The sequence below is a fragment of the Pseudomonas sp. E141 genome, assembly GCF_052659885.1.
In genome coordinates this window covers 2,961,159-2,974,927 of the sequence record NZ_CP084024.1, presented here as the reverse complement: position 1 = coordinate 2,974,927, position 13,769 = coordinate 2,961,159, and the positions used below count along the sequence as shown (strand labels likewise).

Genomic DNA, 13,769 nt, shown 5'->3' with positions numbered 1-13,769 from the left:
GGAGTGTGCGTGCGCTTATTACTGATCGAGGATGACGTGGCCCTGGGCGAAGGCATCCATCAGGCCCTGAGCCGCGAAGGCTATACCGTAGACTGGTTGAAGGACGGGAGCAGCGCCTTGCACGCACTGCTCAGCGAAACCTTTGACCTGGCTGTGCTTGACCTGGGCCTGCCACGGATGGACGGCCTGCAGGTGTTGCGTCGCTTGCGTGACAGCGGCTCCAACCTGCCGGTGCTGATCCTCACCGCCCGGGACGCCACCGAAGATCGCATTGCCGGGCTCGATGCCGGGGCCGACGACTACTTGATCAAACCCTTCGATCTGGCGGAACTCAAGGCCCGGTTGCGGGCCTTGTTGCGCCGCAGCGCCGGTCGTGCCCAGGCGCTGATCGAGCATGCCGGCATCAGCCTCAATCCGGGGACCCAGCAGGTCAGCTATCAGGGCAACCCGGTGGCGTTGACGCCCAAGGAGTATCAGTTGCTCCATGAATTGCTGTCGCCGCCGGGCCGGGTCATGACGCGCGATCATCTGATGCAATTGCTTTACGGCTGGAACGAGGAGGCCGAGAGCAACACCCTGGAAGTGCATATTCACCACCTGCGCAAGAAATTTTCCACCGACCTGATCCGTACCATTCGTGGCGTCGGGTATCTGGTGGAGGAGCGCCGATGACTTCAATCCGGCGGCGCACCCTCACGCTGATCCTGGGGCTTTTGTTCGTTGGCCTGTTGATCATCACCGTATTCAATCTGCATGACAGCAACCACGAGATCGCTGAAGTCTACGATGCCCAACTGGCCCAGAACGCCCGGCTGTTGCAGGGTGTCATGCGCATGCCCATGGCCAGCAAGGAACATGCGCAGTTGTATCAGGCATTCAATTCGGCCTTGGCGTCGGCGGTTCCCAAAGTCGATGGACATCCCTATGAGAGCAAAATCGCCTTTCAGGTCTGGGATTCAAAAGGTGCGTTGCTGGTTCACACCTCCAGTGCACCGACATTCACCTCACCGCCGATTGCTCCTGGTTTCAGCGACGTGATAGACCAAAAGGACCGTATGTGGCGGGCGTTCGTACTGGATGATACACAGTACGGCCTGAAAATCTGGGTAGGGGAGCGTGATGATGTGCGGTCCGATCTGGTCGATCGTATTGTCCGTCACACGGTGGTGCCCAATCTGATCGGCAGCCTGATTCTTGCCGCCGTGATCTGGTTGGCCATCGGCTGGGGGCTCAAGCCTCTGGTCGACATGGCAGCCAAGTTGCGTGCGCGGCATCCGGGCTCACTGGAGCCTCTGCAATTGGTGCCGCTGCCCAGCGAACTGGAGCCCATGCAAGCGGCGCTCAATCGGGTGCTGGCGCAGATTCAGGAGTTGATGGGCCGTGAACGGCGTTTTATTGCCGACGCAGCCCATGAGATGCGAACCCCCCTGGCGGTGCTCAGGGTTCATGCGCAGAACCTGATGGAGGCGGGGAATGAGCAGAGCCGGCGTGAGTCCCTGCAGCATCTGATCGTCGGAGTGGATCGCACCACGCGCCTGGTCAATCAGTTGCTCACCATGGCACGTCTTGAACCACAAGCCGGCGTGCCTGCACCCGCCGTGATCGATCTGCCCGCCACGGTGCGTGAAAGTCTGGTTCAGATGACCCCCTGGTTGCTCAGCAAGGGGCTGGAGCTGGTTCTGGACGTCAGTGATGACATCGACCCGGTGAGGATTGATCCGGTGTCCATCGATATTGCCTTGAACAACCTGGTGACCAATGCGGCCAACTTTTCTCCCCCCAACGGCTTGATCACGGTGCGACTGGCCCGACAGGGAGATCATTACGAGCTGGCGGTCGAGGATCAGGGGCCAGGCATAGACGAGGCCGAACGGGACCGGCTTTTTGAACGCTTCTACAGCCGCGGCAACGACCAGGGTGCCGGGTTGGGCTTGACGATCGTGCGGACCATCGCCAATCGGCTTGGCGGGCAGGTCCGGTTGGAGAATCGCCCCGAGGGAGGTCTGCGCGCCACGTTGCAGATGGGCCGTCTTTAACCTTACTCGTCGTGGGCCGGTAGCGTTTGGGCATCGGATGGATCGACGAGAAAAGCGGCAATTTCGTTGACCGTGCTGCGGGCCGTGCGTGTTACGCCGATCAGCGTAGCGGAGGCCGCACCGGTCCATTCGCCATAGCCGACCAGCCATAGCCTGGGCTCTTGAATCGAATGAGTCCCGTCAACGTCCACGCGTCCTTCCGGGTTAAGCACACCCAGTGGCTCCAGATGCTGCAGGGCGGGTCGGAAGCCGGTGCACCAGATCACCACGTCCACCGCAGACTCGCTCCCGTCGGCCCAGATTACGCCGTTGCGGGTGAAGCGTTCGAAAGGTCGGACTGATTTGAGCGCGTTGCGCGACCGGGCCTCGACAACGGGCGGTACCATGACGATGTCACCCAGCCCACCCACGGGCTGTTCGATGACGCGACCTTCCTGTTGCGCTTTCCAGCGCTGCGTGGCGCGCTCGAACAACACCTGCCCATCCACTTCATCAGGCAGGAACAGGGGTTCAACAGGTGTTACCCATGTGGTTTCGGCAACCCTGGAAACCTCGGCCAGAATCTGCGCCCCTGAATTGCCGCCACCGATGACCAGGACTTTTTTTCCGGTGAACGGCTGCGCTTGGAGGTAGTTTGCCGAGTGCAACTGTTGACCGGCGAATAATCCGGCGCCGGGGTAGTGGGGGATGAACGGGGTACTCCAGGTGCCGGTGGCGCTGACCACAACCTTGGCATCCCAGTGTCTATCGTGCGCCTTAACCCGCAACCCGGTTTCTGTACGCTCTACAGAGGTGACGCGCACGGGACGCACGATGGGCAATTGATAGCGCTGTTCGTACTGCTTGAGGTAGTCGATCACATGGTCGCGTGATGGGTAGCCATCCTGCGTGGGCGGCATCATCCAGCCGGGGATCGAGCTCCAGGTGGCGGGGGAGAATAGGCGCAATGAATTCCAGCCATGGCGCCAGGCACCTCCTGGCCCTTGCTCGGCATCGAGAATGACGAACGAAAGTCGGGTGCGCCGCAGGAAATACGCCACTGCCAGGGCTGATTGGCCTCCACCGATAATCAGTACGTCATATTGACTGGCAGTGGCAGGCGAATGGGGCATGACAGTGGTCTCCGATTGAGGTGGGAAAACAAGCCGGTGTAATGGCTGACAGTACCGTCATTTGCAGGCGCGGCAGCACCCGCCTCAGCAGCGTTTGCAGGTCCTGATGCCCAGTAATGTATAGACCGGGCAGAAACGGAAGATCCCCGTCGCCAGCGGCACCAGGCCGATCCAGCCCCACAAGCCGATCACGCCGCTCAGGCTGAGGGCAATGAGGACAAGTCCCGCGGCAATACGCAAGCTACGGTCGATGGTTCCGATATTGGCTTTCATGACGATCTCCCGATCAGTGAGTGCGCCGGTTCTCCAGCGCGGTGAACAACAACATGCCAGCCAGCATGGCCGCCATGAATACGATGATTTGCCAGTGCCCGGTGAGCAGGATCGCCACGGCGGGCCCCGGACAGATACCGGCTATCCCCCAACCGATGCCAAACAGCAGGCTGCCGCCGATCAGGCGAGGGTCCAGCTCACGCTTGACCGGCAATTGCATCGGGTTTCCCAGCACCGAACGGGTCTGGCGGCGGGCCCAGGTCAGTGGGCCGATCGCGACACCAATCGCTGCGAGCATGACCAGGGCCAGGGAGGGATCCCAAGTGCCGGTCACATCCAGGAACGCCAAGACTTTGCTCGGATTGGCCATGCCCGCCAGGAGCAGACCGAAGCCGAACAACAGACCGGCCATGAATGCAGTCAGTTTGAGCATGTTCAACCCTCCAACATATGACGCAGGACAAAGACCGTGGCGAAACCGCTGAACATGAAACATGCCGTGGCGATCATCGAACGCGGTGAAAGGCGCGACAGGCCACATACGCCGTGGCCGCTGGTACAGCCCGACCCGTAGCGGGTGCCGATGCCCACCAGCAGGCCGGCGACGCTGAGGCCGAGCCAGCCGCTCTGAAACTCGATCTGCGGCAACGCGGTGAACAGGCCCCATACCAGCGGCGCAACGAGCAGCCCCAACAGAAACAGCGCTTTCTCGCTAACCCCCTCGCTACCACGCTGCAGCAGGCTGCCGAGTAAACCGCTGATGCCGGCGATACGCCCATTGGCGACAACGAAAAGGCTGGCAGCCAAACCAATCAACGCACCGCCGGCAAGGGCTGACCAGGGCGTGAAGTTGAGCCAGTCAATGTTCATGAGATTTCTCCGATACAAACCACGTTGAGACTCCAGCAGGCGATTAACCCAGGGCTTTTACAACCAATGCCAGGGCCACCAGCGCAGCCAGAATGGCGAAGCCTTTTTGCAGATAGGGCTCCGGCAGTCGGGCGGCGAGCAAGCGGCCGCCGGTCATTCCCAACAATGCGCCAAGGGTAAAAGGTACGGCAATCGCCCATTGCAAATGACCCGCCGCCGAGCTCGCCACCACGCCGGAAATTGAAACCAGGGCAATGACCGTCAGCGACGTGGCGAGCACCGATTGGGTGGTCAGATTGGTGTAGCGCTGGAGTGCCGGGACCATGACAAAACCGCCGCCCACACCCAGCAGGCCGGACAGCGCGCCGGCGACCATGCCGGAGACCGTCAGCGCCCAGGCACAGGGTGCGGTCCAATGGAGCTTGCCGCGGTTTTCGTCCAGTACACAAGGCGGGGGTTTGCGCTTCGACGTGGCTTTGCAATCGGCGCGCGAGGGCAATGATTTTTGAAAGGCTCGGAAGGCCACGTACATCAATAGAAGGGCAAACAGGAGCGCCAAAGGACGGTTAGGCGTGCGCTGAGCCAGCCAGATCCCCAGTGGAGAACAGATGATGCCCGCGCCTGCGGTCAGCAGCGCAGCCTTATAGCGTACGGTGCCGTTTCTAAGACCCATCACCGCACCCAGGGACGCGGCCAAACCCACCGCCATCAAACCGATGGGCCCGGCTTCGGCCATGCTCAGGCCCGCGCCGAAGACCAGCAGGGGAACCGCCAGGATGCCTCCGCCAGCGCCGGTCAGCGCCAGAATCACACCCACGGTCAGGCCGAGCAGCAAGATGATGATCATCCCTCTCTCCTTGCCTTGAGGTCTGGTTTCATAGATCCGCCAACTCCGGTTTAGCCAGCCACTCATGTCCCTTGAGCATGCCCTTCCAATACAACGGAGGGAGAATCCGCTCCTTGAGTAGCCAGGCCAGACGCGATGGTCGGGTACCGTCAATCAGCCAGGACGGGAAGCTGGGGGCGACGGTGCCGCCATAGGTGAACTCCGCCAGGACGATCTTGCCCCGTTCGACTGTCAGCGGACAGGAGCCGTAACCGTCGTAATGAGCGTTGCCCTTGGCTTTCCCCATGGCTGCCAGCACGTTATGGGCGACCACGGGCGCCTGCTTGCGCGCGGCCGCGGCGGTCTTGGCATTGCTGGAGTTGGTGGCGTCGCCCAGTGCGTGAATATTCGCCCAGGTTTTATGGCGCAGCGTGTCGGGATCGACATCAATCCAGCCAGCGGCATCGGCGAGGGGGCTGACGCGGATAAAGTCTGGCGCAATCTGTGGGGGCACCACATGCAGCAAATCGAAGTCGCGCGTGACAAGCTGGCGTGTGCCATCGGGCTGGGCGCAACTGAAGGTGGCGGTTCGCGCGGGACCGTCAACGCTCGTCAGCGTGCTGCCGAAGTTCAGGTCGATGCCATAGGCGCGGATGTACTCCATCAGGGCCGGCACGTAATCGGGCACGCCGAACAGCACAGCTGCGGCACTGCAGAAATCGATCTTGATGTTGCCGAGTACCCCTGCACGCCGCCAGTGGTCGGCAGAGAGATACATGGCTTTTTGCGGCGCCCCGGCACATTTGATCGGCATCGGCGGTTGCGTGAAGATGGCCCGGCCACCGCGCAGTTGCTGCACGCACTCCCAGGTATAGGGGGCGAGGTGATACAGGTAGTTGGATGTAACGCCGTTGCGACCCAATGTCTGCGGCAGACCTTCAATGGCATTCCAGTTGAGTTTCAGGCCAGGGCATACGATCAGTTGTTGATACTTGACGACTCTGCACCCATCGAGAATGAGTGCATTTTTCTCGGGTTCAAAAGCGGCCACGGCGGCTTTGATCCAGTGCACGCCGCGAGGAATGGTCGAGCCCATCGTATGGGCGGTCCGGGGGGCATCGAAGACACCGCAACCGACCAGCGTCCAGCCGGGCTGGTAATAATGCACATCTGCCGGGTCAATGATGGCGATGTCGAGCCCCGGTTCCCTGGCCAATAAGCTGGATGCCGCCGCAATGCCCGCTGCGCCGCCCCCGATAATGACCACCGCATGTTCGGCCTCGGCCACTTCGATCGGGGTCTGCCCCTTGTTTGCAATCCGGCGGATAACGCCTTTCATGTCAAAGCCGGCATCTTTGGCTGTTTCGACGATCTGCGGCAGAGGAAGCAGGTTCGCTTGTGACAGCGCCCACATGGTTGTCGAACGCATGCCGGAGCGGCAATACGCCAACACCGGTTTTGGCAGCGATTCAAATAGCCGGCCGAAGGCAACGCCTTGTTCGTCGGTGACCTTGCCCGATTCCGCGGGCAGATAGTGAGCTTCAATGCCCATCGCTTCAGCCGCGCGCTTGATTTCGGCAAACAAGGGTTGATCGCTGCCTTCGCCATCCGGGCGATTACACACGATGGCGCGAAAGCCGGTGTTTTTCAGTTCCGTCAATTGATCGGGGAAAATCTGCTCTGATACCGCTAAGCCTGGCGCAAGGTGGCGGATGTCCATGGTGGTCTCCGTGATGGGATTTTCTTATAGGGGGAGGGGACGTCAGAGCACGTTGAGCGGTATCTTCAGATAGCGTGTGCCGTTCGATTCCGGCTCAGGAAAGTGTCCGGCGCGCATGTTCACCTGAACCGATGGCAGGATCAGCGTGGGCATTTCCAACGTGCTGTCACGCTTGGTGCGCATGGCCACGAACTCTTCTTCACTGATGCCATTGCGCACATGGATATTGTCGGCGCGCTGCTCGGCAACGGTACTGGCGAACAGTACCTCGCGGCCGTCGGGCTGGTAGTCGTGGCACATGTACAGCACCGTATCGGCCGGCAGGCTCAGTACCTTGTTGATGGACCGGAACAAGGTGCGGGCATCGCCACCAGGAAAATCACAGCGCGCCGTACCGTAGTCGGGCATGAACAGGGTGTCGCCGACGAATGCCACCGTTTGCCTGGCGTCGCTGACGACGTACGTCATGCAGGCGGGTGTATGGCCCGGCGTATGCAGTGCGCGGCATTGCAGCGAACCGATGGAGAACGTGTATTCATTGACGAACAGATGATCGAACTGACTTCCATCCTGGGCCATGTCATCACCGGTATTGAACAGCGTGCCAAAGGCTTGCTGCACGGTGGTGATGCGACTGCCTATGCCGATCTTGCCTCCCAGCTTTTCTTTGAGGTAAGGCGCTGCCGTGAGGTGGTCGGCGTGGACATGGGTTTCAAGAATCCATTGAACCTTGGCGTCCAGCTCGGCCACCCTGGCGATCAACGTGTCGGCAGACGTCGTCGTGGTATGGCCGGACTTGGGATCGTAATCCAGTACGCTGTCCACGAGTGCGCAGTGGCGAGTCGCCTGATCAAGCACGATATAACTGACAGTATGAGTATCGGGATCGAAAAATCCTTGGACGTGCAGTGTAGCGGTCATGATCGGTCTCCTGGTCTTGTTGCCGACTGGTTTAACCTGACATAGCAATAAGCCTGCCATGGACCGAGTGAGCGAAAAATCAGAGCTATCTATTTGAATTTGTTGTGTTTATTTTTGTAGGTTGGATGCGGCATTTTCACGCACACGAATAAACAACTGCCATTGGCAGTGTTTGTTGGCATAGTGGCAGTGTCGCTTGCGTCCGGATGAATCCACAGGAACCCCGATGAGCACTATCCTGCCAACCCCGAACAATTCGATCCCCCCGCCGGACCAGGTGCAGTCTCTGGTTTCGTTTCTCGAGCACGAGCCGCAGCCGATGATCGTGCTGGACCCGGACTACAACATTCTGGCGGCGAACACCGCCTATCGGCGCCAGTTCGGCAGTGCCGATCAACCGTTTATTGGTCATAAGTGCTATCGGATTTCCCATCATTACGATGTGCCTTGCGATCAGGCGGGGGAGAACTGCCCGATGAAGAAGGCCAGGGAGATGCGCGGCCCGGATCGGGTCCTGCACATTCACCACACCCCCCGCGGGCCTGAACATGTCGACGTGGAACTGCGGCCGATCCTCAATGACCATGGCGACATAACCGCTTATGTGGAGCGCCTTACCCTGGTACGCAGCGCCTCAGCACGGCCCAGCAACGAGGGCCTGGTGGGCAGCTCTCCGGCGTTCAACCGTGCACTGTCGGAACTGCAGCGGGTCGCGCCGTCCATGTTGCCGGTGCTGCTGCTGGGAGAGTCGGGGACGGGTAAGGAACTGTTTGCCCGTGCGGTCCATGAAACCAGCGAGCGGGCCAACGGGCCCTTTGTGGTAGTGGATTGTTCCGGGTTGACTGAAACGCTGTTTGAAAGTGAACTGTTCGGCCACGAGAAAGGCGCGTTCACCGGGGCCACCCTGCGCAAGCAGGGCCTGGTCGAAACAGCCCAGGGTGGTACGCTGTTTCTTGATGAAATCGGCGACGTTCCCCTGGCCATGCAGGTGAAACTGCTCAGGCTGATTGAGTCGGGAACCTATCGCCGTGTTGGCGGCGTGGAAACTTTGCATGCAGATTTCCGATTGGTTGCCGCCACCCATAAGCCCTTGGAACAGATGATGGCCCAAGGTGAGTTCAGGCAAGACCTGTACTACCGCATCAGCGTATTTCCCATTCATTTACCGCCTCTGCGCAATCGCATGGAGGACATCGCGCTGCTGGTCAATTCGTTATTGCAACGTTCCGGTACGGGCAAGCGCCGGCTGACCATCGACGCCGATGCCTTGATGCAACTGCAGCGATACTCCTGGCCGGGCAATATCCGCGAGCTTCGCAATGTGCTGGAAAGAGCCAGCCTGTTTGCCGATGACGGGGTCATTCATTCCGTGCATTTACCCCAGATCCCCGATGCGACAGCCCAACGACTGGCTAACCCGGCTGGTGCTGATGGCCACTCGTTGGCCCAGATCCTGTCTGCGTTCAAAGGGACCCGCAGTGAGCTGGCCCGGCACTTGGGTATCAGCGAACGGACTTTGTACCGGCGCCTGAAAGAGCAGGGTTTGGCCTGATCAGCCGCTATGACACCTGACTGCCAATCACTGCCGTAATGGCAGATTGGCAGCCTCTGAAGTTGGCGAAAAATCCCCCTTCTACCAGGCTACGTTCCTAATCTGCTGTTATTTAACGATAAAAACCTGACCCTGAGCCTTGGCATGGCGCGTGCTAACTGCACCGACATGACTATTTCCGACAAACGACTGCGCCGTCATCTGCTCACAGCAGTGCTTATCAAGCTGCTCGTGCTGGCAGTGCTGTGGTGGCTATTCATCCAGGATTTCCACGTCAGCGTCGATTCCAACGCGGTCGGCAACCGTTTCGGTGTACCCACCTCGGCTCAAGGGGCAAGCAAGTGATCTCAGAACAACTGGTGGATTTGTCGCGGCTGCAGTTCGCAGCCACGGCGCTTTATCACTTCCTTTTCGTACCGCTCACCGTTGGCATGGTGTGGCTGCTGGTCATCATGGAAAGCGTCTATGTGATGACCGGTAACGTCATCTGGAAAGACATGACGCGCTTCTGGGGCAAGCTATTTGGCATCAACTTCGCGCTGGGGGTGACCACCGGGATCACCCTGGAATTTCAGTTCGGCACCAACTGGGCCTACTACTCGCACTATGTCGGGGACATCTTCGGTGCACCGCTGGCAATAGAAGGCTTGATGGCGTTCTTCCTCGAATCGACCATGATCGGGCTGTTCTTTTTTGGTTGGGACCGTCTCAAGAGACAGCATCACTTGCTGGTCACGTTGTTGATGGCAATCGGCACAAACCTGTCGGCGCTGTGGATCCTGATCGCCAATGGCTGGATGCAGAACCCGGTGGGCTCAGAGTTCAGCTACATCACCATGCGCATGGAAATGGTCGATTTCTGGACGGTGGTGTTCAATCCGGTGGCCCAGGCCAAGTTTGTCCATACGGTTTCGGCCGGGTATGTCACCGGTTCGATGTTTGTGCTGTCGATCTCCAGTTGGTATTTACTCAAAAATCGTGATGTCGAGTTTGCCAAACGTAGCTTTCGGGTCGCCGCAGCGTTCGGCCTGGCCTCTGTGCTGAGCGTCATCGTACTGGGCGATGAGTCCGGTTACACGGTGGGGGAGGCGCAGCAGACCAAGCTGGCGGCCATGGAGGCCATGTGGGAAACAAAGCCCGCGCCGGCTGGCCTGACGCTGATCGCGAGCATCGATGAAGCTCAATCCCGAAATAATTGGGAGGTCGAGGTGCCATGGTTGATGGGCCTGATCGGGACCCGCTCGGTCAGCCAGCAGATTCCCGGCATTCATGAGATCAAGGAAAAGAACCGCGCCCGAATCATCCGCGGTATTAGCGCAGTCAATGCGCTGGAAGCACTGAGAGCCAATCGCAGCGATCCGGCGGCGTTCAAGACGTTCGAAGAATACAAAGCTGACCTGGGCTTCGGGTTGCTGCTCAAGCGCTATGTCGAGGACGTCAACCAAGCCACACCGGCCATGATCGAAACCGCGGTGAACGATACGGTTCCGCGCGTGACGCCTATGTTTTGGGCGTTCCGGATCATGGTCGGCCTGGGTTTTGCGATGCTGATGCTCTTTGCACTGGCATTCTGGAGCACGCTGAAGTCGAACCGCACCCGCCACCGAGGGTTGTTGCGTTGGGCACTCTACATGCTGCCGGCGCCCTGGATCGCCTGTGAACTGGGCTGGTTTGTCGCCGAATACGGCCGTCAGCCCTGGACGATCTACGGCGTATTACCGACCCACATGAGCGTGTCCACGCTCAGCGTCAACAACCTGTATGGCTCGCTGGCCGGGTTCATCGTTTTCTACACCGTGTTGCTGGTGGTGGAAATGTTCCTGATGGTCAAGTTCGCCCGCCAAGGGCCCGGCAGCCTCGGTACAGGCCGTTATGTTCACGACGCTCATCTGAAGGAGCTTCACCATGCTTGATTACTTCACCCTGAAAATAATCTGGTGGGCGTTGGTCGGCGTCCTGCTGATCGGTTTTGCGATCATGGATGGTCATGACATGGGCGTCGGCACGCTGCTGCCATTCGTTGGCCGCAATGACCTGGAGCGGCGCGTTGTCATCAATACCGTCGGGCCGCATTGGGATGGTAATCAGGTCTGGTTCATCACCGCTGGCGGCGCCTTGTTCGCGGCCTGGCCTGTGGTCTACGCCACTGCCTTCAGTGGTTTCTACTGGGCGATGATTCTGGTGCTCTGGGCGTTGTTCTTCCGCCCGGTGGGGTTTGACTACCGTAGCAAGATCCACAACGCCACTTGGCGCAGCACCTGGGATTGGGGGCTCTTTATCGGAGGGGCGGTGCCTCCGCTGGTGTTCGGGATTGCGTTTGGCAACTTGCTGCTGGGCGTGCCGTTTCACTTCAATGACTATCTGGTGTCTACCTACACCGGCAGTTTCTGGCAACTGCTCAATCCTTTCGCGCTGCTGTCCGGTGTTGTGAGCAGTGCAATGATCACCCTGCAGGGCGGCACTTATCTGGCCCATCGCACTGAGGGGATTATCCAGTCCCGGGCAGTAAAAGGTGCGGTGGCGGCGGCGATCGTGCTGGTGTGCTCATTCATCGTGGCCGGCATTTGGCTGCAATGGATTGACGGCTACCGCATCACCTCGCTCGTTGATACCGCGGCGCTGCCGGACATTCTCAGCAAGACGGTGGTACGTGAACCTGGCGCCTGGATGGCCAACTACGAACGCTATCCATTGCTTTGGCTGCTGCCCGTCCTTGGATTGGGCGGGGCTGTAGCTGCCGCGTTCTTGTTGATGGTGCGCCGTACGCTGTCGGCGTTTGTCGCCTCATCGCTTGCGGTGATTGGCGTGATCAGCACGGCAGGCGTCTCAATGTTTCCGTTCATCATGCCTTCATCAACCATGCCCGCGGCAAGCCTGACGGTGTGGGACAGCGTCTCCAGCCACCTGAGCCTGGCGATCATGTTCTGGGCCACGTTGATCTTCATGCCCCTGATCGTGATTTATACCTCTTGGGCGTATCGCGTCATGAGCGGAAAAGTCACCGTTGCCCAGATCAAAGCCAACGAGCATTCGGCCTAATAGTGCCGGCAAAGGAGCAAAGAATATGTGGTATTTCGCCTGGATGTTGGGAGTCGGCTTTGCGCTGTTGCTGGCGATATTGAATGCAATGTGGGGGGAGAACGAAGCGAACCGGGCCTTGAGTGACAATGACGAGCAGCCGCGATGATTCAGCAACGCTCGGATACCCAGCCGTCTTCACGCATTCATCTGGCGAGTCTGATGATTGCCATCACCATCATGCTTGCCTGCACACTGTACCCGCCGATGATGGCAACCCCGGAGGGTAAAGCTGATCACGCACTGGCGGGTGCTTTGTTTGCGTCGATGAGTGTGGCTTTCGTCAGGGGCGTGGGTTTTATCCCGCGCCGGTGGCTCTGGCGCTGGCTGTTTTCAGGTTGGACCTGTACTGCGGCATTGGTGCTGGCCGGATGGCTGATGTTCGTGCGGTGAAGGCGGGCTTACGTTCAATAACGCTGCACGAGAACGGCGACAGTAGTATTGGCTGCGCCGTTCATTCAGTTCCCTGGCCAAGTATCACGCCGTTCACTTCTTTGCCATAAAGATTGATCCCGTCATTGGCATGGAATTTCAACCGGGTCTGCTCGATAGAACCGGCAATCATCCTGGGGTCTTTCGGCCGTTCGTGGCTGTTCATGTAGGCAGCAACGTGCCAGGCCTCATCGGCGGACAGGGTGGCGCCTTTACCTAATGGCATATTCGACTTTATGAACCCGGCTGCGGTATTGATGCGATGCATCCCCGCGCCCCAATTGAATGAGTCTTTGCCCCATAACGGTGGGAATACGTAATTGCCCCCGGCCTTTTGGCCTTCGCCCTCGTTGCCATGACACACTGCGCATTGCTGGGCGTAGATGACCTTGCCCTTGGCCAGATCGAAGCCTCCCGCCGGTTGCGGCACCTCAGGATAAGCTCGCCCGGGCAGTTCCTGGCCTAGCGGTGCTCCTGTTGCCAACCAGTAGGAAAAGGCAGTCAGGGCGGCGATGACCTGCCCGTCGGCCGGAGGCGGTTTTCCGTTCATGCTGAACTCAAAGCAGCCTTGTAGGCGCTCGGCGTAGGTATTGACCTTGTCGTTCTTTTTTCGATAAGCCGGGTACATCGTGTAAGCCGCCCAAAGGGGCGCCGAGTCGGCTTTTCTGCCTTGGTCCAAATGACAATTGGTGCAGTTCATCCCGTTCCCCACGAACTCGGGGGCGTTGGCTTTGGTATCGACAAAGATCGCATGCCCTTGCCGGACCAAACGGCCAAAGGCGTTATCAGGCAGCGTGTCCTCTGCTGGCGGAGTAAATGTCGCCGTCCGCTGTTGTGGGGCGTCTGGGCCGGGCGAAGGGGGCGATGCATCTGCCACATCAGCAGCGCCAGCCATCGATACCATATTCAAACTGATGAGTGCCGCGATGAATGATTTCATGGCCAGACC

Annotated in this window: 16 protein-coding genes; 8 read left to right on the top strand and 8 right to left on the bottom strand. The window is 59.4% G+C overall.

The window, feature by feature from the left end:
* The first annotated feature begins 9 nt into the window (after positions 1-9).
* Positions 10-672 (top strand): response regulator, encoded by a 663-nt coding sequence (locus GKKCFE_RS13260; RefSeq protein WP_047225655.1) that lies wholly within the window; start codon positions 10-12, stop codon positions 670-672.
* Positions 669-2,036 (top strand): sensor histidine kinase, encoded by a 1,368-nt coding sequence (locus tag GKKCFE_RS13255; protein WP_047225656.1) that lies wholly within the window; start codon positions 669-671, stop codon positions 2,034-2,036. The genes GKKCFE_RS13260 and GKKCFE_RS13255 overlap by 4 nt, the downstream gene beginning before the upstream one ends.
* Before the next feature lie 2 nt (positions 2,037-2,038).
* On the opposite strand, the gene GKKCFE_RS13250 is transcribed toward GKKCFE_RS13255, so the two are convergent.
* The 7 genes from GKKCFE_RS13250 to GKKCFE_RS13220 form a co-directional block, all read right to left on the bottom strand.
* Positions 2,039-3,148, bottom strand: coding sequence for an ArsO family NAD(P)H-dependent flavin-containing monooxygenase (locus GKKCFE_RS13250; protein ID WP_445577985.1), 1,110 nt, complete (start codon positions 3,146-3,148; stop codon positions 2,039-2,041).
* 84 nt (positions 3,149-3,232) lie between these two features.
* Entirely contained in the window at positions 3,233-3,421 is a 189-nt protein-coding gene (locus GKKCFE_RS13245) for a YgaP family membrane protein (RefSeq protein WP_047225658.1), read from the bottom strand.
* A 13-nt stretch (positions 3,422-3,434) separates the two neighbouring features.
* A complete protein-coding gene (locus GKKCFE_RS13240) occupies positions 3,435-3,854 on the bottom strand; it encodes a DUF6691 family protein (RefSeq protein WP_445577984.1) in 420 nt (139 codons plus the stop codon).
* A gap of 2 nt (positions 3,855-3,856) precedes the next feature.
* Positions 3,857-4,291 (bottom strand): YeeE/YedE family protein, encoded by a 435-nt coding sequence (locus GKKCFE_RS13235; RefSeq protein WP_281460121.1) that lies wholly within the window; start codon positions 4,289-4,291, stop codon positions 3,857-3,859.
* 43 nt (positions 4,292-4,334) lie between these two features.
* Positions 4,335-5,138, bottom strand: a complete 804-nt coding sequence (locus tag GKKCFE_RS13230; RefSeq protein WP_076384314.1) for a sulfite exporter TauE/SafE family protein — start codon at positions 5,136-5,138, stop codon at positions 4,335-4,337.
* A gap of 28 nt (positions 5,139-5,166) precedes the next feature.
* Positions 5,167-6,837 carry a TIGR01244 family sulfur transferase gene (locus GKKCFE_RS13225; protein WP_445577983.1) on the bottom strand — a complete coding sequence of 557 codons (1,671 nt, stop codon included), beginning with the start codon at positions 6,835-6,837 and terminating at the stop codon, positions 5,167-5,169.
* A 42-nt stretch (positions 6,838-6,879) separates the two neighbouring features.
* Positions 6,880-7,758, bottom strand: a complete 879-nt coding sequence (locus GKKCFE_RS13220; RefSeq protein ID WP_445577982.1) for an MBL fold metallo-hydrolase — start codon at positions 7,756-7,758, stop codon at positions 6,880-6,882.
* A 226-nt stretch (positions 7,759-7,984) separates the two neighbouring features.
* Here GKKCFE_RS13220 and GKKCFE_RS13215 point away from each other — a divergent pair, with 226 nt between their 5' ends.
* From GKKCFE_RS13215 to GKKCFE_RS13190, 6 genes are all read left to right on the top strand, one after another.
* A complete protein-coding gene (locus GKKCFE_RS13215) occupies positions 7,985-9,310 on the top strand; it encodes a sigma-54 interaction domain-containing protein (protein ID WP_445577981.1) in 1,326 nt (441 codons plus the stop codon).
* A 144-nt stretch (positions 9,311-9,454) separates the two neighbouring features.
* Positions 9,455-9,655, top strand: a complete 201-nt coding sequence (gene cydP, locus GKKCFE_RS13210) for a cytochrome oxidase putative small subunit CydP (protein ID WP_052915280.1) — start codon at positions 9,455-9,457, stop codon at positions 9,653-9,655.
* Positions 9,652-11,223, top strand: a complete 1,572-nt coding sequence (locus GKKCFE_RS13205) for a cytochrome ubiquinol oxidase subunit I (RefSeq protein ID WP_047225665.1) — start codon at positions 9,652-9,654, stop codon at positions 11,221-11,223. Before cydP ends, GKKCFE_RS13205 begins: the two co-directional genes overlap by 4 nt.
* Positions 11,216-12,349, top strand: a complete 1,134-nt coding sequence (gene cydB / locus GKKCFE_RS13200; protein ID WP_445577980.1) for a cytochrome d ubiquinol oxidase subunit II — start codon at positions 11,216-11,218, stop codon at positions 12,347-12,349. The genes GKKCFE_RS13205 and cydB overlap by 8 nt, the downstream gene beginning before the upstream one ends.
* Before the next feature lie 25 nt (positions 12,350-12,374).
* Entirely contained in the window at positions 12,375-12,497 is a 123-nt protein-coding gene (gene cydX, locus GKKCFE_RS13195; RefSeq protein WP_445577979.1) for a cytochrome bd-I oxidase subunit CydX, read from the top strand.
* Complete coding sequence (locus GKKCFE_RS13190; RefSeq protein ID WP_445577978.1) at positions 12,494-12,781, top strand: cyd operon YbgE family protein; 288 nt, start codon at positions 12,494-12,496, stop codon at positions 12,779-12,781. The genes cydX and GKKCFE_RS13190 overlap by 4 nt, the downstream gene beginning before the upstream one ends.
* A gap of 61 nt (positions 12,782-12,842) precedes the next feature.
* On the opposite strand, the gene GKKCFE_RS13185 is transcribed toward GKKCFE_RS13190, so the two are convergent.
* Positions 12,843-13,760 carry a c-type cytochrome gene (locus GKKCFE_RS13185; RefSeq protein ID WP_445577977.1) on the bottom strand — a complete coding sequence of 306 codons (918 nt, stop codon included), beginning with the start codon at positions 13,758-13,760 and terminating at the stop codon, positions 12,843-12,845.
* Positions 13,761-13,769 lie beyond the last annotated feature (9 nt).

Coding starts and splice junctions, on each gene's coding strand:
- GKKCFE_RS13255 (WP_047225656.1), top strand. CDS start 669: ATGACTTCAATCCGGCGGCGCACCCTCACGCTGATCCTGGGGCTTTTG.
- GKKCFE_RS13250 (WP_445577985.1), bottom strand. CDS start 3,148: ATGCCCCATTCGCCTGCCACTGCCAGTCAATATGACGTACTGATTATC.
- GKKCFE_RS13245 (WP_047225658.1), bottom strand. CDS start 3,421: ATGAAAGCCAATATCGGAACCATCGACCGTAGCTTGCGTATTGCCGCG.
- GKKCFE_RS13240 (WP_445577984.1), bottom strand. CDS start 3,854: ATGCTCAAACTGACTGCATTCATGGCCGGTCTGTTGTTCGGCTTCGGT.
- GKKCFE_RS13235 (WP_281460121.1), bottom strand. CDS start 4,291: ATGAACATTGACTGGCTCAACTTCACGCCCTGGTCAGCCCTTGCCGGC.
- GKKCFE_RS13230 (WP_076384314.1), bottom strand. CDS start 5,138: ATGATCATCATCTTGCTGCTCGGCCTGACCGTGGGTGTGATTCTGGCG.
- GKKCFE_RS13225 (WP_445577983.1), bottom strand. CDS start 6,837: ATGGACATCCGCCACCTTGCGCCAGGCTTAGCGGTATCAGAGCAGATT.
- GKKCFE_RS13220 (WP_445577982.1), bottom strand. CDS start 7,758: ATGACCGCTACACTGCACGTCCAAGGATTTTTCGATCCCGATACTCAT.
- GKKCFE_RS13215 (WP_445577981.1), top strand. CDS start 7,985: ATGAGCACTATCCTGCCAACCCCGAACAATTCGATCCCCCCGCCGGAC.
- cydP (WP_052915280.1), top strand. CDS start 9,455: ATGGCGCGTGCTAACTGCACCGACATGACTATTTCCGACAAACGACTG.
- cydB (WP_445577980.1), top strand. CDS start 11,216: ATGCTTGATTACTTCACCCTGAAAATAATCTGGTGGGCGTTGGTCGGC.
- cydX (WP_445577979.1), top strand. CDS start 12,375: ATGTGGTATTTCGCCTGGATGTTGGGAGTCGGCTTTGCGCTGTTGCTG.
- GKKCFE_RS13190 (WP_445577978.1), top strand. CDS start 12,494: ATGATTCAGCAACGCTCGGATACCCAGCCGTCTTCACGCATTCATCTG.
- GKKCFE_RS13185 (WP_445577977.1), bottom strand. CDS start 13,760: ATGAAATCATTCATCGCGGCACTCATCAGTTTGAATATGGTATCGATG.